Origin of the sequence: Nitratireductor sp. GCM10026969 (assembly GCF_042660605.1) — a bacterium.
GTDB lineage: Bacteria > Pseudomonadota > Alphaproteobacteria > Rhizobiales > Rhizobiaceae > Chelativorans.
Genome location: NZ_JBHSUM010000019.1, coordinates 22,028 through 46,371, shown reverse-complemented (window position 1 = coordinate 46,371; position 24,344 = coordinate 22,028). Strand labels below are relative to the sequence as shown.

Here is a 24,344-nt window from a genome sequence, read left to right as displayed (position 1 = left end):
CCGGCGGCTCATGCCGTCGGCTCGGCACCGAGCCCGGCGAGCCCGTGGTGCTGAAACCCTGCCGCTGATCCCCTCAGGCGTGTGCCGAGCGGTTATCGCCGTCGCGCCTGGCGCAGGCAGGGCCGGGCCCGCGCATGTAGTGGCGCTCGGGATGATAGCGGGGTGCGAAGAAGGTGCGGATAACCTTCGCGCAACCGATGAACAGTTTGAGCAATCCCATGGGCCCACGTCCTGACCATTTCCGGCGGTCTGCGGAGATTCTGCCGAAGGAGCATGAATTTCCGGTGAACGCCCGTTTCCACGTTCCACGGAAAACAGGCCTCCATGGCGGAAAATGGGAGTCTTCCGGGCGAGTCTGTGGCAGCATGTCCCCGCCGCTCCCCTGTTGCCGAAAAGTCACGGAATCGGGTGCCGAAAAGATCGCTGGCTGCGCCCAGACCCATGGAACAGACCCATTGACGCCGAGTTAGGGCGGGGCGGACCGAACAGAGCGGACCCTGCGCTCCGGCCGTCACCGCAGAAGAAGAGGACAAGGCGATGGGTTTACTTTCCAAGGACATCAAATCGATGGACGATCTTTTCGTCCACACGCTCCGCGACATCTATTACGCCGAGAACCAGATCATCAAGGCGCTGCCGAAGATGATCGACAAGGTCAGCAACCCGCAGCTCAAGCAGGGGCTGGAAAAGCACCTGCAGGAGACCGAAGGCCATGTGCGGAACCTGGACGAGGTGTTCCGCATGATGAAGCTGGAGGCCAAGGGTGTGGACTGTCCCGCCATGGACGGCATCATCGAGGAGGCTAACGAGGTGGCCAGCGAGATCGAGGACAAGAAGGTGCTCGATGCTGCGATTATCGCTGCTGCCCAGGCGGTGGAGCATTACGAGATCACGCGCTACGGCACGCTGATCACCTGGGCGCAGGAACTCGGCCGCAAGGATTGCGCGGAGGTGATGAAGCGCAACATGGCGGACGAGAAGGCGACCGACGATAAGCTGACGCAACTTGCCGAGCAAAGGGTGAATCTCGAAGCCACCCAATAGGCCGGCGCGACTTTCCGTGTGCATTGCCTCTCCGCCCCACGCCGCCGCGCTCCGCCGGACGGAGAGGCACCTCCCCTGGTTACCCGCCCTGACAAATGTTTTTCGCTGGACAATGTCGGCGGCAGGTGACGTTTAATCGTCTTTCTGCATGGGTTTCCGCTGCGGGATCTTTGCCTGCAGGGAGGGTGGATGCGCTGGCAGTGGTCGGAAAAGAAGGTTTTGGGCATCGCGCTGGCTCTCTGCGCAGTGCTTTTCGTGATCGGCTGGCTGACGCGGGAAGACCCGTCGGAGGCGCCATACCTGACGATTACCGGCGGCGGTTTCGTCTTTAATTACCGCGATGCGGAGGTCTTTTACGGGTTCTCGGCGCAGGTGACGCGGCCGCTGGCCAGTGGATCGATCATCGAGGCACGTTTCGAGGATCCCGCCGGCGGGGCGCCTTTCGTCGTCACGGAGCGGGTGAGCACCATGACCGACCGTTATTCCTTGCGCTCGCCCGCGCTCGGCAAGGTCGAGGCCGGAAAGTCCTATAAGGTGGCGATCGGGGTGCTCGATCGGGAGGGCAAAACGCTTCTTTGGCGGACTGAACGCAGCTATCAAAGTCGGATCGGCGACAGCGCGCTTCCCGCTGCGCCACTGACCGTCGGGCCAGGTTACCATCGGCCCGAGGGGCTCGCCGGTAAAGGCCCTGCCGGCAATCGATGAGCGGCGCTCCGCCGGCCTACATCGTCGCCGTATAGTAGAAGATGTGCCGTCCGACCTTGCCCGTCCGTTCCAGCTTCTCCGCCCACCAGGGGGTGACGAAGTCGGCGTGGTAGTGGGTGGAGCGCGCCAGCGGGCTCGGGCTGCGGCATGTCCGTTTGCAGGTGAACGTACGCACGGCAATGTGCTCGGCCGCATCGAAGGCGCCGGGTTCCTTGATCTTGTCGGGGATGCCGTCGCAGGCGAAGGAGAACTGGCAGGCGTTTTTCATGTGTTCGTTCTGGTAGACGACGCCGCAGACCGTGTCCGGATAAAAGGCGCTTTCGACGCGGTTCAGAACGACCCCGGCGACCGCTCTCTGGCCGGCGGCCGGCTCCCCCCTGGCTTCGAAATAGATCGCCTTGGCCAGGCAGCCGACCTCCTTCAGATAGCTGCGATAGACCGGCTTCTCCTCCGCCGCGCCGTCGGGCGGCTTCGCCAGCGCGGTGCCGGAAGCGGATGGAAATGCAACGCAAAAAATACCCATGGCAAGCGCGAGGCTTGCAATTGATCGGATCATGTCCCCAACCCGTTTGCTTTGTTTGAGCGGGCTTCTGTCTGATCAATGGGGCATCAACTTGAAAAGGATTGGGCGAGAAAGAGGCCATTGCTCCGGCCTTGCCGAGCGCGCAGGTTCGTTTGAACGGAAGGCATCCTGTTGAGGACGCTTGTAGCCACCGAGGGAGGGAAAGTCGGCGGGATCGGCGTTCCCGGTTTATACCGAAGTGGCGGTGTGTCTCGTCTTGTCCGAACCGGCCTCAGTTTCCCTGTTATCAGGGAATTTAGCGCGGTGAAGCAAAAAAAAGCAGGCTCCGGCGGCGTCAATGCCCAGGAAGCCCGGCCTTTTTGGGATATGCATCGGGCGTCATTCATAATGGAAAACAGGGAACGGTAAGTGACCTTTCAGCGAACCGGACCGGCATTACAGGGTTGGTTGCCCTCTGGGAGGATCTTACCGCATCTGGTCGAGCGCGGAGGCAAGCCACGCCTCGACCTTTGGAAGGATGTTTGGGTCGGCCAGCAAGTCGACTTTGAAAGACGGATAGCCTTTGATGTTCATGGTTGTCAGCGGGCCAACGATCTGGATCAGGCCGTCCAGCAACCGGCGGCGCACGCCTTCATCCTGTAATGCTGACCGCTGATGCAGGAAGCGCAACGTGAAAGATACGAGCGCGCCCTCCGCCCATAGATGCAGAGGGTAGAAAACCTTGCCGTCGCTGCCTGTAAACGCAGCATAGATGGACCCCTGTCGCGAGGACACGTCAGCGACACCGCCCAGCCCTTCAACCACGGCAATAAACGCTCGTGCTCCTGCCAGCGTGCGCGCATCGTCCGAACTCATATGCTTCTGCAGCCACTGGTCGCGCGAAATGGGCTCTGGCGCAGCGGACGACCGCTTTGCGACGGCGGTCCGTTCCGTCTCACCGATGATCCGGGGGCTGAGCGTAATAATATCGCCTTCACCAGCGAACCAGCGTAGTTCGACCGCCCGGACATCTGCGCGCATCTGGTCGTTTAGAAACTCGACGATCCGGGCCAGCTCTCGCGGAATCTCGTCTGCTACGAACACCAGCTTGATGCGGCCAGCCTTGAAATTGGCGTCGACTTGTTCCCAGAAAGTTGCAGGATCCTGTTCGCCAATGAACTCCTGGAGAGCTGTGTCCGGATCTGTTCCTGTCTCGACGGCTGTCCTGGTGAAACTATCCGCGATCCGCCCTGCCTGCCAGTAGGCGGTGGCATTCGCGGCATAATCCAGCATCTGTCCCACAACCTCTCGTCGCAGGCGCGTGTCGACCGCGCGTTTCAATTCGACCAGCACCGGAACGGCATCGCGCGTCACGAATAGATGATCGAGGGACCAGCGGCTGGCTCCGTCCTCGTTGTCCGCGATTGTCTGCTCTCGCCGGATTAGTAGCAGCTCACCGTCGCCATCGGTGATCAGCTCGGGATATCGAGACACCAATGCCTGCATGCTGTCTTCATTATCTGGGGCAGACGGCGTCATCCGCTTTAGACCACCGTCCGGATCGACCATGTAGATAAAGCCCTGAGTCAATTGCAGCTCCCCCTAACCCTCAGGCATCGTCATATCGTTACGAACTCATGTTATCGGGGCCGGCACCATGGCAACAAGACTCACCCGCGAACAGCTTTACGCTCTTGTCTGGGATCGTCCAGTGACGAAGCTGGCGAAGGACTTCGGCTTGTCTGACGTGGCGCTGCACAAGATCTGCCGCAAGCACAACATCCCTACACCGCCGCTCGGTTATTGGGCCAAGAAGGCTCATGGTAAGCCGGTGAGAAGCACGCCACTGCCGAAGGACAAGGAGCGCGATGACAGCGATTACATCGTCATACACGAAGGAGCTGGCACAGTGGAAAGTGAAGCTGCCGCAGCCGCTCGTGCGCGGGTGCAAGCGGCCGTCGAACAGCAACAAACCGATGACGTGGTCGACGTTGCTCACGATCCCATTCTCGAGCGCACCATCGCCAAATTGTCGAAAGCAAAGGCTGATCGAACGGGCATCGTGCACGTCGAAGGCAAGGGGCTGATCAGTGTGTCGGTCCGCCCTGAATCGGCCGGCCGAGCCAAGCTTGTTCTGGAGATGCTGATCCGAACTGCCAGGACCGCGGGTATCAAGCTGGAGGCGCAGGACGGTGCGGCGTTCTGGCGAGCTGAAGGCGAAAGTGTTTCGTTCGAGCTCGTCGAAGCCGCCGACAGGGTCGAGCATATTCCCACGGAAGCCGAGCTGAAGGCAGTGGCGAAATGGGAAGCAAAGCGTGAAGCTGATCGGAAGCGCTATGGATATGCGAGTGATTGGGGGCGGCCGCACATCCCCAAATGGGAAGAGCAATTTCAGGGGCGGCTCGCCGTTCGTCTTGAGGAAGTCCGGGTCCGGACGGAGAATGAGTATTGGGGTCCCGTCATCCGCAGGGTATTCGCCGACAGCAAGACTCGAGACGTTTTGAGGATGGGCCCGAAGATCATATCGACGGTGGCCGCTATCGCCGTTGGGAAAAGGGAGAACCGCCAAGCCGACGAACGTCGCCGTTTGGCTCGCGAAGAGGCCGAACGGCGCCGGCAAGAAGCTGAACGGCGTGCCGCCCTTGAGCGCAAGCGTGTGGCTACGCTCGACACCTTAATGGCCGAACAAGACCAAATCGCCCGGCTGGCGGACTATCTTGCTGCTCTCGAGCGGTCGAGCAACAAGGGCGATATACCCGCTCGGGTTGACCGGCTGATTGGCTGGGTCCGCGCTCGGCTTAAACGAATGCAACAGGCGTCAATGCCGGTAGCCCTCGATGAGCGCCTTGCTCGCGATGGCGCCTTCGAAACCGATGTGGATTGAAGCGATCGCGACTCCGTGCGGAAGCACAGAGCTAATGTAGCCGCGACTTTGACTAGGGGCAGGGGCGAGGAGACGGACAACTCGCCCGAACATGTATGGCTGAGCGCCAGGAGCCGAGACCGTGGCGCCTCTCCGGTCGCTCACACGCCACGGACGGATCACCCCTGGCGGAATATGCTAGGGGGTCCCGAGGCGATGCCAAGCCTCTTTATACTCGTCAGTTGCGTATGATTTCGGCTGCAGCCAGTAAGAGACTCTGCCGCCTGAATTTACGCCCCGATGGGCGGCAGCCTTAACCTCCTCCAAGGTCAAAATGTAGCACGTTGGCAAGTCAGAGGTAGCCTTTGTCGTTATGATCCACCATGGCGACCGCAGCGTATCAAGTGAACCGCCAAGCGGGACAGGATCTCGTTTGGTGAGTGCCTTGGACTGTATGGGTAAGACGCGGGATTCATCCTCGCTGACGGCAAATAGGTCCGCGCCCCTCGCATTGCGAACCGTGGGCATGACGTGCCAGCCCCGCCGGGAAAGCTCGCGTGCCACGTGGTATAGACCAGAGTTTCCAGTAAGCTGATGCCGCAACGTAAGATTTCTCCAGCCTCGCCAATCCAACTTCGATATCCCACCGCGCTGTCTATAGCACCCAATGACTTGCTTCTACTATCACCCAAACCAGTGTTTAAACTCGCGAGGACGCGCCAGGAGCGGTTATTCGATCGCGAATGATAGAAGGACCGCTATGGGGCCGGGAAGCGGAATGGCGGCTTCTGGTGCGGGATGTGGATGAGCGGACGTTCAGCTCGACAAGGGTTTGTCCTGGCCTAACCTCAACCTGTCATTGGCACGGTACGACAGCAATAGCGCTGGAGGGTGGTGAGCGGTCCTCTAAGACTTGGCCGCTTCCCCGGCCATCCAGAGTCTGAGTGGAGCGCTCGAAGGCGACCCCTCACAGCAGAGCCAACTTCCCCAGCGGTGGTCGCCACTTACGGATTTCTCCGCCAGGACTAGAGGATTATCAGCGGAGACGGACAGAATACTTTTGGCATCCTGAACAGTATGTTGCCATTGACATTTGGCGCCAGCATAACGATGTTAGCGGTGTGATGCACATCAGTGTGCCAACGAGCTAAAGGCGCGCCCAACAGACGTTCCGAGCCTTAGGGTTCCAAAGTCTCTTCGGGCCGCCTTACCCTTTTCTTTCGGGCCGCCTTCTAGGCGGCCCGATGTATTTTTGTCGGTCCTTGACGAATGTCAGATAGACACCAAACACTCGATAGTTAAGTGCTCTCCATGACTTAGTGGTTAGCTTGTTTGGCATGGACGGCCGCTCACGGGTTATACTGTGCGTGGGGTCAAGCAGGTCGATCATCGCGTGCACAACGACACCGTATTGCAGCAATTGCTGGCGCTCGGTCGTGTGCTCGGTTCGAGAGAGGAACGTCGCCAGAGGCATGATCCACCGCCTGAAACCTTCGTTTTCTTCGAAGGCAGCTACGAACTCGACGAAGGTCTTCGCTCCCGTTTCAGTGCGGAAAGTCTCGCCAACAGCGCGTTGCAGTACCCTCGGTAGGATCCGGACGCGGCGCCCTTCTAGGCAATCGAAGAACTTCTGGAGCCGCAGGCCGCGCTCATCCTTTGCCATTGCGACCGACATACCTTCCTGACGGATCACCTCAACCTGCACCCAGAAGCAGCCAAATAGGTATAGGAGGCTCGCAAAATCGTGGTTCTCGAGGCGGCTGTCGTCTGGCGTCACGCTGTGAATCGCTTTGAAGTCATCTTCCGCAAGCGATCGTAGCTTGCCGACTAGCTCGTCGGCAGCCTTCAGCAAGGGATCGAGGTGACGGTCGACGAACTGTTCGGCGGAGTCCGACTTTTCTCTTCGCTTGCGCCATTCCTGGTAAGCGATGTCGAGGATCTTCACCGTAGAACCGCCGCCAAGAGCTGCGACGAAAAGTTGTCCCCACCCGGCATCTACCATCTGCTGCCCCGCCTCCGCGCACAGAAAAGCATATACACGGTGCACGAATGCGGAGATCAAGCTTCGGCTCCGCCCGGTGGACTGTCCGTCTAGGAGAACGACTCGCACTTCTTCCTGATCGGCCAGCATTCTACCGACCTCGTCGGCGAGAGAGCTGGAGCCACGGTGTGATCCAGTCACGTAAAGTGTTGGCCCCCGGGAAACATTGTCGATTGATTAGTAGTCCGCCTCAGGAATGAGAACCGACTACTTTCTGCCGCTGACGTCGGCATTCTGGTGCTCGAGCACAGACCAGAGCGGGCATACGTCTGCACATCGGTCGCAGCCACGTCTTGTCCTGCCTGCGACACATGTCCGTGCCTGGGCTCGGCGCCTGACTACTAGCTCGTCCGCGGAAACATCGCCGAGTCGGTCGATATCGATCACGTGAGCTGCGACGCGGGATGCCCGAACCGCCTCGAGAGTCGAGGCCGTTGAGGGGATGCCTCCGGTGTGCTCCTCGCGCGTTACTGCCGCAAGAATGTGAGCTGCCCCGGCAAGGCCCATCAGCGTAGCGCCGATGGCCGCCGACACATGATCCTCGCCCGCAGCTACGTCGGTAGGTATAGGGCCTAGTGGCATCACTGGGTGCCCCGCAGCAGAAAGCCGGCGGCTGATTTCTCTGATGTGTGCCGGTCTCGCGTGTCCCGGGGACTCGATAATCACGTCACAGCCGTCCGCTCGAAGCATATTGGCCAGCTCAATCTGGAATTCGACCTCTGCCCATTGCGCCGCATCCAATGAATCGAAGATGTTCGCAGACCGGAAGGATGCTCCGAGACTGAGTACCGTGCCATGCTTTTTTGCAGAACTCACGATATCAGGGAGTATCCTTAGATACACGTTTTCCGTGAGGTCTCGTGCGAGAAGGTCCGCCATAACAACCCCGCCACCACGCGAGGTCCAAGGGACGAGACGTCTCCTCGCAAGATCTATGATATCCAGGCGCGCCGTCGGATGGATCGTCAGTATGCCGACGCCCCCCTCCATCTGCTCCACCGATTTATCCAAAAGCTCAGACGAGTCGACTTTGCCATTTTGCCGCCGAACGGTGTAAATTGGCAGTGACGCAGCGGCGAAACCCATCGTGAGGGCGCGCCGCCATAACGGCGTTTGCAGGACAGCTAGACTCAGGTCAGCGACGGCGTCTGGGTCTCCTACAAGTGACATGTCGGTATCCCGCGCCCGCACGATGGCTGGGTAAGCCCCATACGCCTGCTCCAAGAGGGTGTCGTAATTCGTTGTCCACACCAACTCGATCGAGCTGCGTGCAATTGCTCGATGGTAGTAGTTCGGCTTGGCACCGCGGCGCTGAATAGCCTCCTTCAGTTGCGCAACTAGAGCTCCACGGTTGCCGGCGCTCAAATTCACAAGATGCTGAGCAAAGAGGGGAAGATCCTCCCCTGAGGGGCGTAGAAAGATGCCGAGGTTATCGAGCATCGGACGCAGAAGGCTCGTCCAATTCGGCAGGCCTGATGGAACCGAGATTCCCGATCCGATGAACGCCGCTGCCTCGCCGCGGTACGCGGCTTGGCAGACTTCGCGCACGAGCTGGGCGGCAGGTATAGTGGTCCTCATATACTACTACTCCTCTAGTCGTATGCGGCCGCGACCGGTCGAGCTTTGGACGACCTTCCACCCCGGCGATGGACCATCTTAGTCCTGAACATTCTAATTTCCGGTTTTGAGAACTAATCAGGATACCCTGGATGGCTGCGAGGTGTGCTAGCCGGTCGGCTAGGGGCCGATTGCAGACCGCCAGCTTTCAGCGACAAATCGATTAGCTGCCGTTCTGCAAGCGACCCCATTGCGGTCGTTGCAGGCGACTTGAAAATGCTGAAAAGCGGCGATTGATTGCACGAATATTCCACGCCGAGTTTTGTTATTTTACATTAGCCTTTCTGGATCGCCCATCACATCTCCTGGGGACATCGAAGAGGTTTCTAATCAACAGATGAGTAACATCGCTTCTAACGACTCGGATGAAGAAAGCTGGGAGTTGGCGTGTCAGTGCGCCGATTTTTACCTTCGCACAGCCATAGCTCGCAGCTATGGCTTGAGAATGATGGCGGAGTCCATCTTCGATAATATGATGCGGACGATACCCGACCAACTCTTTGCCAAGGCACTGGATTTCAGGCAACAAACGTTCGAGGCCGAGGATTTCCATAATCACTGTCGCCAGTTCCTATCGGAACGCGAACAGCAAGCTGCGCGCGTTGCTGCTCGGACGGCCCGCCTACCATCGAGCCACTCTCGCGCATGGAAGCGGGAATTAGCGAAACATGTTCTAGGACATCACCGGTATCAGCTCCCTGTGGGTCAGGGCGGCTTCAACATTGGTACGCTTCGGGAGCTTGGACTGAACAACGCGACGTGGCAGCCGTCCCTAATTGCCGACGCGATACCTTCCGCTGACTTCATGTATGTTTACGACTGCGGCTCGGATCCGATAGCGGGTGTGGTCCAGTCCGTGCGGTCTATCGTGGCTCGGCGCCCATCTCGCCGACTCGATATGCTTTTCGTGTCGCACTTCGACCGGGATCATATCTGTGGCGTTCCTCACCTTTTGCACGAAAGAAGAGGGCTCCGGGTCGATACGATCGTGATGCCCTATCTGGATGATATCAATCGAATGATCGCGTTTGGAAGAAGTGCGGCGATCAGCGGCGAACGCAGTTCAGAACGCTTCTACGAAGATGTTATCGTCGATCCAGTTGGTACCATGTCTCGATTCGCCCCGCGGCAGATCGTAATGGTAATGCCGGATGAGGAGGACGAAGGTGGTTTGGGCTTTTTCGAACTACCGCCCGCAGAGCCTCCTCGTTCCGGACCCGACGGTATGCCGTGGATGGGCAAGGATCCGACGGGCTGGGGCAGTGCGCCGCCTGTGGCACGCCGGACGCTGCAGGGGGCGACCGTCGTGCAGCGGATCGAATTCGACGTTGCCGGGGGCGCCGAAGGTGGATGGCTCTTGAAGCCATATGTAAAGCAGGCATCTCGGCCGGATCGGGAGGCGTTCTGTGCCGCGGTGGAGGTAGTCCTGCGATGGCCGAGGGGTAGCTTCCGCGACAAGGTCAAAATCGAGAAGGAACGTCGAGGGTTGGTGACGAAGCACCGCACCGCCGTTTCCCGGGCTTATGCTTGGGCGTTCGGTGACAAGAACGAAACGTCCATGTCGTTGTACTCAGGGCCGGCCGAGCCGCAGAAAGCCGGCGCCGTGTTGCGCAATTCACGGGCGTTCGCTAGTGCGCGCGTAGGTTGGATGGGCACGGGCGATGCGGGCTTCAGGAATCCGCAGACAGTACAGCGGTTCCAACATCACTATCGCAATGAGATAAATTGGGTTACCACCTTCATGCTGCCCCATCACGGGTCCGCGCACAACTTTGACCCAACACTTTTCGTGGTCGATGCGGAGCTCTGGGTGGCAGCTGCCCAACCGATCCACTCGCATTGGAAGCATCCGGCGCCGGAGTGCGCCGCGCCCGCGCGTCGACATCACCATAGTCAAGGCGATCGGTCGGATTGTTGCCTCCCTCGAGAATCGCCTCGACGATTTCTAGGGCGAGTAGGGTCAGGCGCAGGACCCGGCACAGATAGGATTGGTGATCTTTTCGGCCTCGGCCAACTCGGCCACTGAAGCGAATCGGCCGCTCACCATGAGTCGCTTCCAGCGGTGGGCCCGGGCGTACAGCGGGCCGATCAGAGAGCGTGTTCGGCATGTGACGCTGGCCGCCGCGCCCTCATAGGCGATCACCGTCGGCGGGACGGTAAATACCCGCAGCTGTGATGAAAAATGCATCATTTTGTTGCGAAGTGATGACGCAACGAATAGTCTCAGGAAAATTCACGGCTGGAGGATGCGATGTCCGATCGCCCCCGCAAGTCTACGCGACTGACGGTCAGTCTCGAAGAGCAGGACTATGACGCCTTGGCTGACCTCGCGGTCGCGAGAGACGTGTCGCTTTCGTGGCTGATCCGCCAGGCGGTCAGGCAATTTATCGAGCGAGCTCAATCGGTCGACAGTAAGGGGGAAGACACTCTGCATGCTCGCGCTTCGAACAAGGACTGATATGGCGAGCAGCGGCGGGTCGCTCACCCGAGCCGAATCGAGGGCGACACTTTGGTGCGGCGCGCGGGCTGAAGACGCCAAGCTTTCCTGGTTCGGCATAAAGCTGTCCGGAGGAGGAGCGCATCAGTCCAAGACCATGATGTTCGCTGAGCTTGAAGCCCTGATGGGAACCGGCGCGTCGATACCGGAGGAATTCCGGTCAGCCGCCATCGAAGAGAACGCCATCGGCAAGGCTACGAGCAACACTCGGCGACTGACTTACAGGCACATGGCGTCGCTCTATGGGCTCGGCGATCAGCCGCCTTTGTCGAAGGCGCTCATGAGAATCTGGAAAAGCGACATTCAGGGCCGCCGATTGCAGGCATTACTCGTTGCCTTGGCGCGTGACCCATTGCTGCGGGAGTCAGCCCCTGTTGTTATGGCCGGTTCCGTGGGGCAAAGCCTGCAACGGCCATTGTTTGAAGAGGCGATCGTCGCGGCGTATCCCGAACGCTTCAGCGAAAAGATGCTGCGATCTCTTGCTCAGAACTGTGCTTCATCATGGACGCAGAGCGGGCATCTTAAGGGAGCGGTCAAGAAAATTAGGCAGCGAGTGACGCCGACTCCGCCGACCGTCGCCTTCGCGGCACTCATTGCAACGGCTTCGGGGTTTGGTGGACCGTCTATCCTTAGCTCCGGCTGGATGAAGGTGCTGGACCTCGCGCCCGAACAAGCTCTCGACGCATTGCGGCGAGCTGAAGCTATCGGGCTAGCTCGCGTCCGGTCAGCGGGCGATGTGACCGAAATATCCGTCCGTCAGCCTATGGCGGCCGCTCTGGGGGTGCCCGAACTTGAACACGTTTGACGACATCCTCACCGCATACAGCAAGCAAGTCCGGCTTCCCTGGGCAGAAGATGCGCCTCCGGCGGGCCGTGTCTGGATCGTCTGGTACGACAAGTCGCTCCAACGGCGTTTCACAGGCCGTCTTGCGGAGTTCGAGCATGCGACGCTCAAGGCCGGGCACGGTTGGCGACAAGTGTCCCTCTCCAGGTGGTTCGGCTCCTGGATCGGGCAGCACGAGTTTTTCGATGCGTTGGTCGAGCAACCGGCTGAACTGCGAGGGCTCCTGCCCGAAATTGAGGACAGTCTCGTCAACGAGATTAAGGATGCCCTGCGCTCCTGCACCGCGAACGACATCCTGGCAGTGGACGGCTGTGGTGCGCTGTTCGGTGTCGCGCGGGTCTCGACCTTGATCAGTCGCGTTGCGGATTCCATCCCTGGGCGACTCCTCGTCGGATTTCCCGGAAAGCATTCCGCTGGCGTGTACCGTCTGCTCGACGCGCGGGACGGTTGGAACTACCACGCCATCCCGATTCCTACTGACAACGCATTGTGAGGGGCGGCGCCATGCTCAACCGCGAAACTTTCCACACCGATCCGGCCGAGTACAGACTGGCCAATCAAGGCGTTGCCAAGATTTCATTTCCCCCAAATTCGGAAGCTCTAGAAACGCTGCGGGGAGAGCTCACCACCTTCGTTTGTGATGGCGCCTATGCCAATGGGCTTGCGCGCATCCTTGAGGCATTTCTTGGCTCCGTTGGCCGAGGCGGCAGCGCTCCAGCCGTCTGGATTTCCGGCTTCTACGGTTCCGGCAAGTCCCACCTTGCGAGCATGCTCGCAGCTTTGTGGACCAATCTTGAGTTTTCCGACGGCGCGACGGCGGAAGGGCTGATACATCATTTGCCGCCGGAAGTGGCCGCGCCGCTAAAAGAGTTGCGCATCGCGGCGAAGCGAGCGGGCGGCGTTGTGGCGGCCGGCGATACGCTTGGAACAGGCCCCTCCGATCCGGCCGAAGCCACCCTTGGGATCGTGCTGCGGGCAGTCGGATTGCCAAGCGATCTCCGCGCGGGTCAGGTCGCGTTCTGGCTGGCCGATCTCGGCATATTGGACAGTGTTCGTGAAGTGCTAGGCAGCACCTTCGACACCGACATCCGCAACTTCATTCTGTCGCCCCGCTTCGGCACCGCAGTGCTGAAAGCCAAGCCAGACCTGGCGGGCTCGCCCAAGGACCTCAGTGGGCTGCTCCGTTCACAGTTCCCCGAGCCGCCTGCGGTGACCGTCGATCTCCTCGAAACGATGGTTCGTCGAGCGCTCATGCTGGGTCGAACCGAGTTGCCATTGACCCTGATCGTGCTCGACGAAGTGCAGCAGTTCATCCGGCAAGACCCCGGGCTGACGCTGAAGATACAGACGATCGCCGAACGGCTTGCGGGACGGTTCGACGGTCGCGTGCTGTTGGTCGCGACCGGTCAGCAGGCGTTAAGCGACGTGCAGGACCTGCAAAAGCTCCTCGACCGGTTCCCCGTGCAGATCGCGCTCGGAGAAGCGGATGTCGATGCAGTTATTCGCAAGACCGTCCTGCGAAAGAAGACGGGTGCCGAAAAGCCGATTCGCGCCATGTTGAGCACGAACGCGGGCGAGATCAGTCGGCACCTGCATGGAAGCCGTCTGGCGCATACGGTGCAGGATGACGACGAAGCTGTGCTCGACTGGCCGCTGCTTCCATCCCGTCGCCGTGTCTGGGAGCGCATCCTGCGCGAACTCGACCGCACAGGACTTGGCGGCACTCTGCGTGGACAACTGCGCACCACGCTGGATGCGGCGCGCACCTATGGCGACAAGCCGCTGGGTCACGCGGTGCCGGTCGATTTCCTCTATGGGCGGTTCTCCACCGAGGCATACAACGCCGGGCTTCTGCCGGGCGAGACGCGGAACCGGATTGAAGCCCTGCGCGGCGGACCGGGAAAGGATCTGCTAAAGGCGCGCATTCTCATGCTGGTCTACATGCTCGGCCGCATTGCGCCGGAGGCAGACCATCACGGCGTCCGTGCAAAGGCAGAGACCATTGCCGACCTCCTGATCGTCGATCTTGCCGGCGAGGATGAGCTGCGCCGCAAGGTGCCCGAGTTGTTGCAGGAGCTTCAGGGCGACGGGGCGGTGATCGAGGTCGGCGGTGAATGGCGCTTGCAGACGAAAGAGAGCGCGGAATGGGAATCCGCGTATCGCAGCGAAGAGAAGGCCATCCTGGCCGATCAGTCGGGGCTCACCCGGTCAAGACGTGAGCTGCTCGACGAGGCGATCGAGACCGCCTTGGCGGGCGCCACCAGCGTGACGCACGGCTCCAGCCGTCAGCAACGACGCATCCACCGGCTGCGTCCCGATGACAAGGCTCCGGCGGACGGCATCCCATTGCGCCTGAGAAGTGGGTGGAACGAAGACTTGGCAGCGGTGGAGAAGGACATCGCTGCGGCATCGACATCGGACCCTTCCGTCCACCTGCTTATCCCGCGCCATGCGACGCGCGACAACGAATTGACGACCGCGCTCACGACCTGGCGCGCCGCTGAGCACGTCCTGCAAGTTCGTGGAGTGCCGCAAACCGACGCCGGGCGCGAGGCCCAGTCCGCCATGCAGTCCCGCGCCAACAAGGCGCAGGCCGTGGCCAAGGAGATCGTCCGGGAGGCCGTGGCGCAGGCCCGTGTCTACCAGGCTGGCGGCAAATTGATTGCCGGTGCGCCAGGCGAGGCGGTGAAGGAAGGGGCGACGAACGCACTTGCTCGCCTTTACCCGCAGTTCGCCGGTGGCGACCACCCGGGTTGGGACAAGGTGCGCGACCGGGCGATGCGCAAGGACCCGGATGCCATGAAGGCGGTGGACCATGCCGGTGCGCCCGAGAACCACGCGGTGTGCAAGGTGCTGCTCGCCGAGCTCGGCCCGGGCCGGAAAGGTTCGGACCTGCGCTCGAAGTTCACCAGTCCGCCCTATGGCTGGTCGCAGGACACCGTCGACGGAGCGCTTATCGTGCTCGCCAATGCCGGGTTGGTCCGCGTCACGGGCGACGATGGGAAGCCCGCTTCGCTTCCCGATCTCCCCCGCCAGAAGCTCGGCACCTGCACCTTCCGCGGCGAGACGACGATTATCACCATCGCACAGCGCATGCCGGTGCGTGGCCTGCTGACCGACGCGGGCATCGCCTTCGAGAACAACCAGGAACATCTAGTTCTGACAGCGCTTCTCGAACGCCTCGAAACGGCCGCACGGCAGTCCGGTGGCGAACCGCCGGCGCCGGAGGCGGAAACGGTGCCCAACATCGCTTCCTACAAGAGCCTTTCAGGCAATGACCTGCTTGCCGCGCTGGCGGCCGACGCGGCGACATTGCGCGACAAGCTGAAGGCATGGAAGGCCGCCGCGCAGAAGATCGGCGACCGGCTGCCCAACTGGCGGCTGTCGGAACGCCTGGTCGCCCTGGGCGCCACGGAACAACAGGGCGATCTCGACGACCTGCGTGACGGACGGCGATTGCTAGCCGACCCCGATCCGGTGCCGCCGTTGATCTCTGCGGCGGCGGAGACATTGCGGGCGAAGCTGAACGCCGCCCATGCGGCCTGGGAGGCGGCGTGGCAGAAGGGCGAGCAGCGGCTCGCTGACGATCCGACCTGGGCGAAGCTGTCCCCGGAACAGAAGCACAGTATCCGTCAGGAATGCGGGCTGCTTATGGTGGACAAGCCAGCGGTGGACACGCCGCAGGCGATTGCCGAGGCGCTGTCACAGCGCGGCCTGTCGGAATGGGAGAATATGGTCAAGGCGCTGCCGGCGCGCATCGAGGATGCGCTGGCCGCCGCCGCCGCCTTGCTGGAGCCCAAGGCACGCGCCGTGAACCTGCCGGGCGCGCTTCTGAAGAGCGAGGCGGAGCTGGATGACTGGCTCGCCAAGGTCCGCGAGCGGATCGCCAAGGCGCTGGGCGACGGACCCGTGATTCCGAAGGTGTGACGCATGACGAACCGCTACCTCCCCACCGCTCTGCGCCGTACCCTCGAGAGGACGATCAAGGATGCGCGCATCATCGCCGAGGAAGGCGCGGGCGATGCAATCCAGCGCCTCGGCGTAGCGGCCGGCAAGGCGCCCACTTACCTGAACGACGCAGAGAAAGAATTGCGCCGCCGGCTGCGCGCCCATGCCCGTGCGTTGGGGGACGCATTCAACAAGTCGGACGAGACGCAGGAAACGAAGCGACTGGTCGAAGCGGCGGCCTACGCGCATTGGCACCGCATGCTCTTCGCGCGCTTCTTGGCGGAGCGCGGGCTGCTGCGAAATCCTGAGTATGACGTGCCGGTCTCTCTGGAGGACTGCCGGGAGCTCGCAGGGACGGAGGGCCTAACCGATCCGTGGGTGATCGCCGAGCGCTATGCGGCCTCGATGCTTCCCGCGGTTTTCCGCATCGACGATCCGGTCCTGGCGATCGAACTCGACCCGGTGCATACGCAGAAATTACACCGCCTGGTCACAGGGCTCGATGTAGAGGTTTTCCAGGCCGAGGACAGTCTTGGCTGGACCTATCAGTTCTGGCGCTCGGCCGAGAAGGACGCGGTCAATGCCTCGGGCGTGAAGATCGGGGCGGATGAATTGCCTGCGGTCACGCAGCTGTTCACCGAGCCCTACATGGTGCGTTTCCTGCTGCACAACACATTGGGTGCCTGGTGGGCGGGACAGGTGCTGGCTACCAATCCGGCACTTGCGCAAACCGCCGCGAACGAGGACGCATTGCGCGCGGCCTGTTCGCTGCCCAGCTACAGCTTTGACATGCTGCGTTTCGTCCGTGAGGGCGAGGACAGTCCTTGGCGACCCGCAGCTGGTACGTTCGCGGGATGGCCGAGGAAAGCGAAGGCGATCACCTTCCTCGACCCCTGCTGTGGGTCCGGACACTTCCTGACCGAGGCGCTGGCTATCCTGGTGGCGCTCCGCTTGGCAGAGGAAAATCTGTCCGCCGCCGATGCGGTCGCGGCGGTACTGCGCGACAATCTCCATGGATTGGAGATCGACGGGCGATGTGTGCAGTTGGCTGCTTTCGCAGTGGCGCTCACCGCTTGGCGCCTCGGCGGCTGGCAAGCCCTGCCGTTACCACACATCGCCTGGGTGGGCGCTCCACCGCCGCTTCCGAAGCAGGAGTTTACAAACCTCGCCGATGGCGATGCGGAGTTGGAGTATGCGCTTGCGGCCCTCCATGACCTATTCTCCCGCGCGCCCCTACTAGGAAGCCTAATCGAGCCGACTGGAGGCGACCTGTTTGAATCAGAGCGACTAAAGGAAGTTGAACGACTTTTGGCGCCACTACTTGAGCGTTCACGCAAAGCCGAGCCAGAACATATAGAGGGCGCGATTGCAGCTCGAGGGATGTCAGATGCCGCTTCGCTTCTTCATAAGAAATACACACTGCAAGCAACCAATGTCCCCTATCTCGGAAAGACAAAACAGAAACCGCAATTGTCGTCCTACATTTCTGGACGCTTTCCCGAAGGAAAGTCCGATCTAGCCACAGCGATGCTCCAACGAATGTTCCTCCTTGCCCAAGAGGGTGGAACAGCCTCCACAGTGTCACCGCAAAACTGGCTTTTCCTAGGAAGCTACGAGAAGTTGCGCAGGGAAATTTTCCACAAGATGGAAATTTCAATAGTGTGCGATCTCGGCCCAGCGGCTTTCAATGAGATGAACTGGTGGGTTGCTAGAACTGCACTTTTTGCGGCAACGATGACCAAAGCTGATACGAGTCACAGATACTTAGCACTGAACGCTGATACCGGGCGAGATCTGGTTGCCAAACCCGCGCTCATGAAGACAAGAAAACCTCTTCTGTTGCCTCAAATGAAGCAGGCGAAGGGCCCAGACGCCAGAATAACCGTTAACCCACCCTTCACTGGTGAACTACTTTCGAAGTACGCATCAAGTTTTCAAGGCGTATCGCCAGCGGATGCTCCGAGGTTCAGCCGTTTCTTTTGGGAATTGTTCGCGGATTTCGGGGATTTTCATTTCTGGCAGAGCACAATAGATCAGACTATTGAATTTGGTGGACGCGAATTAGTTATAAATATGGGCCGCGCCCTCGATGAGGCTGTTGACGACGGTCAGGCTTTCATCCGCGGTACGGATGCGTGGGGTAAGGCCGGTGTCGTAGTTAGGCAGATGCGACATCTGCCAGTAACGCTTTACAGCGGTCATGTATTTGACACAAATGCGGCTGTTATTGTTGCGCACCGTGAAGAAAATACTGCCGCTATATGGGAGTACTGCCGCTCCCCAGAATTTCACGACAACGTCAGGCGGATAGATCAGAAAGTGAACGTCACGAACGCCACACTTGTGAAGGTTCCATTCGATCTGGAGCGATGGACACAGCTCGCAAAATCCAAGTATCCACGTGGCCTACCCGAACCGAACTCCATAGATCCAACACAATGGCCATTTCACGGGCATCCAGCAGAGACGCGGGGGGGCACGGATCTGCATGTAGCATTGGCACGACTTTCTGGCTACCGCTGGCCTGCTGAGACTGACTCGAAAATGCGGTTGTCCGATGAAGCGCGCGCAATGGTTGCCAGAGCCAGTTCGCTTCCAAGCGGTGACGATGATGGTCTCCTCGGCGTACCGCCTGTCGCTGGCGAGAAACCACTTGCTGACCGACTTCGCTCGCACCTCGCCGCCGCGTTCGGCGACGATTGGTCCGATGCCCTCGAACGTCGGCTGGTCGCTGAGGCCGACGAGTTGCTCGACAAAAAGGTTGCGCGAGATGGCTCGCTCGAGGCCTGGGTGCGCGATCGCGCCTTCCGCCAGCACTGCGCGCTGTTCGGTCAACGCCCCTTCCTGTGGCACATCTCGGACGGGCTGAAGGACGGCTTCTCTGTATTCGTCCACTACCACCGCTTCAACCAGGCTAACCTCCGCAAGCTCACCTTTACTCTGCTCGGCGACTGGCTCGCCCGCGCCAAGGCGGAGAACAACACGCTCCGCTACGAGAAGGGCCGCGAGCTTCAGCAGAAGCTCGAGAAGATCCTCGAGGGTGAGAAGCCCTATGACATCTTCGTCCGCTGGAAGTCGCTCGCCCAGCAGCCGCTAGGATGGAACCCCGATCTAGACGATGGCGTGCGCCAGAATATCCGGCCCTTCATCAAGGGGGGCGTCCTTACCCACGACCTGTCGAAGATCCTGAAGGACAAGGACCGCGGCAAGGATGTGCCGTCGGCGCCCTGGTACGACGTTTTTATTGGCGAGCGCCGCAACGACCATCACACCACCCTGGCCGAGAAGCGCGCCGCGCGTGAGGCCGCCGCGAAACGGGTAGAGGCGGCGAAGTGACAACACCTCTCGATGCCCTCGTCAGCGCCCTACACGACGCTGCGAGCTACAACGCGGCGGCCGAGGCGCCGCCGGAAGCGGTGGTGTGGTGCGACGCCAATCTGGAGTTTGAACCCCTTCTGCCGGCGCTGCGCGAGCGTCTTCCGGAGCTGCTGACCTACGGCGATTTCGACGCGGAGACCCGCACGGGACCGTCGGTTTGGCTGCGTGCAGCGGTCGCCGGATCCGTTCCCACCGTCGACATGCCTGAGGGGAGCACGCCAATCCTCTATCTGCCCGGCGTCGCCCGCGAGACGCTGAAGGGTGCGGATGACTGTCCGGCGCTCCTTCAGCCGCTGGTCTGGTTCACGGTGGCAGGCACCGCGTTCGGGCACGTCAACGGCAAAGACTGGACTTTGCGCGGCTTCCTCACCTCAGAACGCGGGCTGCTGAAACTCAGTATCGCCGACGACAATGCGACCCGCACAGCGCTTTCCCACGCGGCACTGCGCTTCTGCACGCGCCCCGTCGAAGAGCTGCGCGGCCAACGCTGGAACGCGGACCAACTCAATGCGCTGCTCGCCCCCGACCTCGCCGCCGACATGCTCGACTGGATCGACGGCGCCTTCACCGAGCTGGGCGACCCCGCGCGGTTCGCCGCGTTCGCCAATATTGCTGAAAAGCAGTTAAAGTTCGATCCGCGCAAGCTGTCCCCGCAGGATGCTACGCGGCGCTTGGCCAGGCGCGAAGGGCGCTGGGCGGAGGTCTGGGCACGTTTCGCCGCTTCCACTGGTTTCGAGAAGGTGGTCACTTTTCTCAGCCTCGAAGAGCCGGGAACGCTGTTCGAGCACCAGGACTCCTATCCTCGTTTGAATGCTCGGGACGAAAAGGACCTGCGTCAGCAGCTTCTGGGGCTGGCCGAACGCTCATTAGAGGCTGCCAAGGCCAGAATTGGCGAGTTGGAAGCGAAGCACGCTTGGCGGCGAGAGACAGTCTGGGCGCGGCGCGGCGAAGCACCCCTGGCGCAGGCCCTCGCGTTCATCGCGAAAATCGCCGCCGCCGAGCCGCTGCCGAGCCATGACGGCAAGGCGCTGGGCGAAGCTTATGTCGCGGCAGGCGCCAATGTGGATTGGGCCGCGATGCGCGCGCTTGCAGTCGCGCCGCGCGAGCTCGACCGTGAGGCCGTGGCCGCAGCACTGCGTGCGGTCTATCTGCCCTGGATGGATCAGGGGGCACTCGCGCTCCAGGAGCTGATCCGGGTTGGCAAGGTGAAGCTCGCTGCTCCGCCCGAGGCTGGTCCCGGCGCCACCACGATCCTGTTCGTGGACGGCTTGCGCATGGACCTTGCCCGTGAGCTCGTCCGCCGCTTGGAGGATGAGGGCGTGAAGGTCTCGCTGGGCTGGATGTGGTCGGGATTCCCCACTGTCACGGCGACGTGCAAGCCGATGGTGTCGCCGGTCGCGTCCCTGCTGAGCGGCCCGGCGACCACCTCCGACGTTCTGCCATTGTCCTCGGAGGGCAAGCCGGCGACGAAACCCGTTCTGTTCAAGTTGATGGAAGCGCAGGGTTGGGAAACGGACAGCGCCCTTCTTCCTGACGCGAAGCTCTGGGCGGAGTCCGGGCGGTTCGATGAAGAAGGGCATGCTCTGGGCGCACGGCTTGCCGAGCGGCTTTCGGCAGGCATCCGCGATGCGGTCGACCGTATCCTTCAGTTGGTGCGCTCGGGACGGAGCCTTCACATCGTTACCGACCATGGCTGGCTGCTGATGCCCGGCGGGCTGCCCCACGCGGCGCTCGATGTCGGCCTGGTAGAGCCCAACGGCAAGCGGACGCGTTGCGCCATGGTGAAAGCGAAGGCCGAAACGTCCTATCTCCAGGTTCCGTGGAGTTGGAACCCCGAGGTCTCGGTGGCGACGGCGACGGGAGCGCGGTCGTTTTATGCAGGCTACGAGTATGCACATGGCGGCGTCAGCCCGCAGGAATGCATCCTGCCCGTCCTGAAGGTGGCGAGCGATGGCGCACAGCGCGCCGTCACCATTGGACAAACCAGGTGGGAGGGGCTGCGTCTGCGCGTCGAAGTGACCGGCGGCGCCGACCTCCGCGTCGATCTGCGCCTCGGTTCGGAGACCAGCGGACCGAGCCTGATCAAGGGCGGCAGGGTTCTCGACGAGCATGGCCGCACGTCGTTCCTCGTCAGCGACGAACACGAGCGTGAAGCCGCCTGCCTTGTCGTACTGGATGACGATGGTCGGGTATTGGCCCACCGCACGCTGACGGTCGGGGAGGACTGACGTGATCGAGCTCGACGACCTGGACCGCAAGGCGGCGGAAGCGTTCCCCGGACACATCGTGCGAAAGGATCTGGTTCGCCGTTTTCGCGGTCAGTTCCCCGTTCCGACCTATGTGGTCGAGTTCATGCTCGGCCGCTACTGCGCCAGCACCGTGCCCGAGGAGATCGAAGAAGGTCTCCAGATGGTGCAGTCGCAACTCTCCGACCGGACGGTGCGCGCGGGTGAAGAGGAACTGTTCAAGTCGAAGGCGCGCGACCGCGGCTCCGTTCGCATCATCGACATCATCACGGCCCGCCTCGACGCCAAGACCGACAGCTACCTGGCGACCCTGCCGAGCCTCCGCCTCAACGACGTGCGCATCTCGGACAAGATTGTCCTGGACCACGAACGCATGCTGACGGGCGGCTTCTATGCCGAGATCGAACTCGGCTACGACGCCAGCATCGCACAGGAGAAGGGCGGCAGGCCGTTCGAGGTCCTGAGCCTCCGTGAAATCCAGCTATCGACGCGCGACATACTGGACAAGATTGCCGCCGGCCGTGCTCAACTGACCACGCGCGAGTGGAAAGACCTTCTCCTGCGCAGTATCGGCCTGGAGCCTGCCTCTCTGAGCGCCCGCGCCCAGGACACGACGCTCCTGCGCATGATCCCCTTCGTGGAGCGAAACTACAACCTAATCGAGCTCGGTCCCCGCGGAACGGGCAAGAGCCACCTATTCCAGCAGGTCTCGCCCTACGCGCACCTCGTTTCCGGCGGCAAGGCGACGGTGGCGCGCATGTTCGTCAACATGGCGAACGGCCAGCGCGGCCTTGTCTGCCAGTACGATGTGGTCTGCTTCGATGAGGTCTCGGGCATTTCCTTCGACCAAAAGGACGGCGTCAACATCATGAAGGGCTACATGGAGTCGGGAGAGTTTTCGCGCGGCCGGGAGAGCATCCGTGCGGAAGGCAGTATCGTCATGGTCGGCAATTTCGATGTGGACGTGCAGCACCAGCAACGGGTGGGACACCTGTTCGGGCCGATGCCGCCCGAAATGCGGAACGACACCGCCTTCATGGACCGTATCCACTGTTACCTGCCAGGCTGGGACGTTCCCAAAGTGAGCAAGGAGCTGTTCACAGACCGCTTCGGCCTCGTAAGCGACGTTCTTGCGGAGTGTTTCTCGCGCCTTCGCTCACAAAGCCGCGTCAATGTGCTCCAGGGAAGGGTGCATTTCGGCGGCGCTCTTTCCGGCCGTGATCAGAACGCAGTCAACAAGACCGTCTCCGGTCTGTTGAAGCTTCTTTATCCCGATCCGACCGTTCCTGTGCCGGACGACGACCTAGAATGGGCGGTGCGCCTCGCCCTCGAAGTGCGCCGTCGCGTGAAGGAGCAGCAGAAGCGCATCGGCTCGGCCGAGTTTCGCAACACACAGTTCAGCTACGTGTTGGGCTTGGATGGTGTCGAAAAGTTCGTCTCGACCCCGGAGTTGCAGAGCGAGGACAGCATCGGCTCCGACCCTCTGCCGTCCGGCCAGGTCTGGGCGATCAGCCCTGGTGGCCAGGACGAAAGCACGGGATTGTTCCGTATCGAAGTGACGGAAAGCCCCGGCGGCGGCGTCCGCATCCTGAACCAGTCACCTCCTGGCCCCTTCCGGGAAAGCGCGCGCATCGCGGAACAGAACCTTTACGCAAGATCACGTGAGCTGGTCGGTGAGCGCAATCCGCGCGAGCACGAATTTGCTCTTCAGCTTCGATCTTTCGATGCCGCGAAGAGCGGCGAACAGCTTGGCGTCGGTGTCCTTGTCGCGCTTTGTTCGGCCCTCCTCGGAAAGCCGTTGAAGGGCGGCCTCGTCATCGCTGGAGGCATTACCTTGGGCGGCACCATCGAACCGATCCACAACCCGATCGACGTTGTCGAGTTGGCAATGGAAAAGGGCGCGACTGCCGTGCTCGTCCCGGTGTCCAGCCGCAGGGCCTTGATCGATCTTTCGGACGATGTGGCGACGAAGGTGCAAGTTCTGTTCTATGCCGATGCGCCTGATGCGCTTCGCAAGGCACTGCACGATTAGGTGCTTTGGATGAAATCCCGTTCGATCAACATCTTCTTGCCGGATGGAGACCCAAACGGGATCCGAGTCGCGCAGATCTCCATGTCCACAATCCAGGCGATTGCATTCCGTCGCAACCAGCTCAGGCGAGTGCGTGGAGCATTCCCGGAAATCGAGCAGCCAGGCGTGTACGTCCTGATTGGTGCCGATGAGAACGAGCCGGACCGGCAGTTCGCATACATCGGGGAGTCTGAAGGTATTGGCGCGAGGCTGTCATACCATAACTCGAACGAGGCGGCCGGGACGCGAAGGGGTTCTGGACCGACACCGTCGTCCTGATTAGCAAGGATGAGAACCTGACAAAGAGTCACGCGCGGTATGTGGAATCCTGCCTGATCCGAAGCGTCGGAGGGAACCCCCGGTGGACGATTCCGAATACCAAGCGGCCGTCCGACGATGCCGGCAAGCTGCCGCTGCCTGATCGGGCAGCCATGGATGAATTCGTAGATCAGACGAAGACGCTGGTCGGCGCCCTTGGTTGGGATCTGTTCCGGGAGATGCGGGGGCGAGCAGCCGACGCGAGATCGGCCGAGCGCGATCTCTCGCAGTCCCCGCGTATTGAGACTCCGCGGTTCTACTTTCGTGGAG

16 protein-coding genes are annotated in these 24,344 nt (G+C 61.2%); 11 read left to right on the top strand and 5 right to left on the bottom strand.

The annotated features are described in order from the left end of the window. Positions 1-73 precede the first annotated feature (73 nt). Positions 74-220: a hypothetical protein gene (locus tag ACFP9U_RS07065; RefSeq protein WP_322451081.1), complete on the bottom strand. Its 147-nt coding sequence runs from the start codon at positions 218-220 to the stop codon at positions 74-76. Positions 221-537: 317 nt separating this feature from the next. Here ACFP9U_RS07065 and ACFP9U_RS07060 point away from each other — a divergent pair, with 317 nt between their 5' ends. Then, the gene (locus tag ACFP9U_RS07060) at positions 538-1,044 is read left to right on the top strand and encodes a ferritin-like domain-containing protein (RefSeq protein ID WP_378620102.1); all 507 of its coding nucleotides are present in this window, start codon (positions 538-540) and stop codon (positions 1,042-1,044) included. Between the two features lie 189 nt (positions 1,045-1,233). After that, positions 1,234-1,749, top strand: a complete 516-nt coding sequence (locus tag ACFP9U_RS07055; protein ID WP_378620101.1) for a hypothetical protein — start codon at positions 1,234-1,236, stop codon at positions 1,747-1,749. Positions 1,750-1,765: 16 nt separating this feature from the next. Here the strand turns inward: ACFP9U_RS07055 and ACFP9U_RS07050 are convergent, their stop codons facing one another. Next, entirely contained in the window at positions 1,766-2,305 is a 540-nt protein-coding gene (locus ACFP9U_RS07050; protein WP_378620099.1) for a cell wall hydrolase, read from the bottom strand. A 432-nt stretch (positions 2,306-2,737) separates the two neighbouring features. Beyond that, the gene (locus ACFP9U_RS07045) at positions 2,738-3,841 is read right to left on the bottom strand and encodes a hypothetical protein (protein ID WP_378620098.1); all 1,104 of its coding nucleotides are present in this window, start codon (positions 3,839-3,841) and stop codon (positions 2,738-2,740) included. A 67-nt stretch (positions 3,842-3,908) separates the two neighbouring features. Here ACFP9U_RS07045 and ACFP9U_RS07040 point away from each other — a divergent pair, with 67 nt between their 5' ends. Further along, positions 3,909-5,135 carry a hypothetical protein gene (locus ACFP9U_RS07040; protein ID WP_378620096.1) on the top strand — a complete coding sequence of 409 codons (1,227 nt, stop codon included), beginning with the start codon at positions 3,909-3,911 and terminating at the stop codon, positions 5,133-5,135. A gap of 1,186 nt (positions 5,136-6,321) precedes the next feature. On the opposite strand, the gene ACFP9U_RS07035 is transcribed toward ACFP9U_RS07040, so the two are convergent. Both ACFP9U_RS07035 and ACFP9U_RS07030 read right to left on the bottom strand, forming a co-directional pair. Further along, on the bottom strand, positions 6,322-7,245 hold the full coding sequence (locus ACFP9U_RS07035; RefSeq protein WP_378620095.1) for a hypothetical protein: 924 nt from the start codon (positions 7,243-7,245) through the stop codon (positions 6,322-6,324). Positions 7,246-7,362: 117 nt separating this feature from the next. Beyond that, complete coding sequence (locus ACFP9U_RS07030) at positions 7,363-8,733, bottom strand: phosphomethylpyrimidine synthase ThiC (RefSeq protein WP_378620093.1); 1,371 nt, start codon at positions 8,731-8,733, stop codon at positions 7,363-7,365. Positions 8,734-9,109: 376 nt separating this feature from the next. Between ACFP9U_RS07030 and ACFP9U_RS07025 the strand changes: the two genes are divergently transcribed. The 8 genes from ACFP9U_RS07025 to brxL all read left to right on the top strand — a co-directional run bounded on the left by ACFP9U_RS07025 (position 9,110) and on the right by brxL (position 23,717). Next, positions 9,110-10,798, top strand: a complete 1,689-nt coding sequence (locus ACFP9U_RS07025; RefSeq protein ID WP_378620092.1) for a hypothetical protein — start codon at positions 9,110-9,112, stop codon at positions 10,796-10,798. A gap of 225 nt (positions 10,799-11,023) precedes the next feature. Beyond that, positions 11,024-11,230, top strand: coding sequence for a ribbon-helix-helix domain-containing protein (locus ACFP9U_RS07020; RefSeq protein WP_378620089.1), 207 nt, complete (start codon positions 11,024-11,026; stop codon positions 11,228-11,230). Beyond that, positions 11,205-12,074, top strand: coding sequence for a hypothetical protein (locus tag ACFP9U_RS07015; RefSeq protein ID WP_378620088.1), 870 nt, complete (start codon positions 11,205-11,207; stop codon positions 12,072-12,074). Before ACFP9U_RS07020 ends, ACFP9U_RS07015 begins: the two co-directional genes overlap by 26 nt. Continuing rightward, complete coding sequence (locus tag ACFP9U_RS07010) at positions 12,061-12,606, top strand: hypothetical protein (protein WP_378620086.1); 546 nt, start codon at positions 12,061-12,063, stop codon at positions 12,604-12,606. The genes ACFP9U_RS07015 and ACFP9U_RS07010 overlap by 14 nt, the downstream gene beginning before the upstream one ends. A gap of 11 nt (positions 12,607-12,617) precedes the next feature. Then, complete coding sequence (brxC, locus tag ACFP9U_RS07005) at positions 12,618-16,040, top strand: BREX system P-loop protein BrxC (protein ID WP_378620085.1); 3,423 nt, start codon at positions 12,618-12,620, stop codon at positions 16,038-16,040. Between the two features lie 3 nt (positions 16,041-16,043). After that, positions 16,044-19,397 (top strand): Eco57I restriction-modification methylase domain-containing protein, encoded by a 3,354-nt coding sequence (locus ACFP9U_RS07000; RefSeq protein WP_378620083.1) that lies wholly within the window; start codon positions 16,044-16,046, stop codon positions 19,395-19,397. Next, complete coding sequence (pglZ, locus tag ACFP9U_RS06995) at positions 19,394-21,667, top strand: BREX-1 system phosphatase PglZ type B (protein WP_378620082.1); 2,274 nt, start codon at positions 19,394-19,396, stop codon at positions 21,665-21,667. The genes ACFP9U_RS07000 and pglZ overlap by 4 nt, the downstream gene beginning before the upstream one ends. A 1-nt stretch (position 21,668) precedes the next feature. Continuing rightward, positions 21,669-23,717 carry a protease Lon-related BREX system protein BrxL gene (gene brxL / locus ACFP9U_RS06990; protein WP_378620080.1) on the top strand — a complete coding sequence of 683 codons (2,049 nt, stop codon included), beginning with the start codon at positions 21,669-21,671 and terminating at the stop codon, positions 23,715-23,717. Positions 23,718-24,344: the final 627 nt, after the last annotated feature.

Bases quoted from the DNA above. Each gene is read 5' to 3' on its own strand.
- ACFP9U_RS07065 (WP_322451081.1), bottom strand. From the start codon at position 220: ATGGGATTGCTCAAACTGTTCATCGGTTGCGCGAAGGTTATCCGCACC.
- ACFP9U_RS07060 (WP_378620102.1), top strand. From the start codon at position 538: ATGGGTTTACTTTCCAAGGACATCAAATCGATGGACGATCTTTTCGTC.
- ACFP9U_RS07055 (WP_378620101.1), top strand. From the start codon at position 1,234: ATGCGCTGGCAGTGGTCGGAAAAGAAGGTTTTGGGCATCGCGCTGGCT.
- ACFP9U_RS07050 (WP_378620099.1), bottom strand. From the start codon at position 2,305: ATGATCCGATCAATTGCAAGCCTCGCGCTTGCCATGGGTATTTTTTGC.
- ACFP9U_RS07040 (WP_378620096.1), top strand. From the start codon at position 3,909: ATGGCAACAAGACTCACCCGCGAACAGCTTTACGCTCTTGTCTGGGAT.
- ACFP9U_RS07035 (WP_378620095.1), bottom strand. From the start codon at position 7,245: ATGCTGGCCGATCAGGAAGAAGTGCGAGTCGTTCTCCTAGACGGACAG.
- ACFP9U_RS07030 (WP_378620093.1), bottom strand. From the start codon at position 8,733: ATGAGGACCACTATACCTGCCGCCCAGCTCGTGCGCGAAGTCTGCCAA.
- ACFP9U_RS07025 (WP_378620092.1), top strand. From the start codon at position 9,110: ATGAGTAACATCGCTTCTAACGACTCGGATGAAGAAAGCTGGGAGTTG.
- ACFP9U_RS07020 (WP_378620089.1), top strand. From the start codon at position 11,024: ATGTCCGATCGCCCCCGCAAGTCTACGCGACTGACGGTCAGTCTCGAA.
- ACFP9U_RS07015 (WP_378620088.1), top strand. From the start codon at position 11,205: ATGCTCGCGCTTCGAACAAGGACTGATATGGCGAGCAGCGGCGGGTCG.
- brxC (WP_378620085.1), top strand. From the start codon at position 12,618: ATGCTCAACCGCGAAACTTTCCACACCGATCCGGCCGAGTACAGACTG.
- ACFP9U_RS07000 (WP_378620083.1), top strand. From the start codon at position 16,044: ATGACGAACCGCTACCTCCCCACCGCTCTGCGCCGTACCCTCGAGAGG.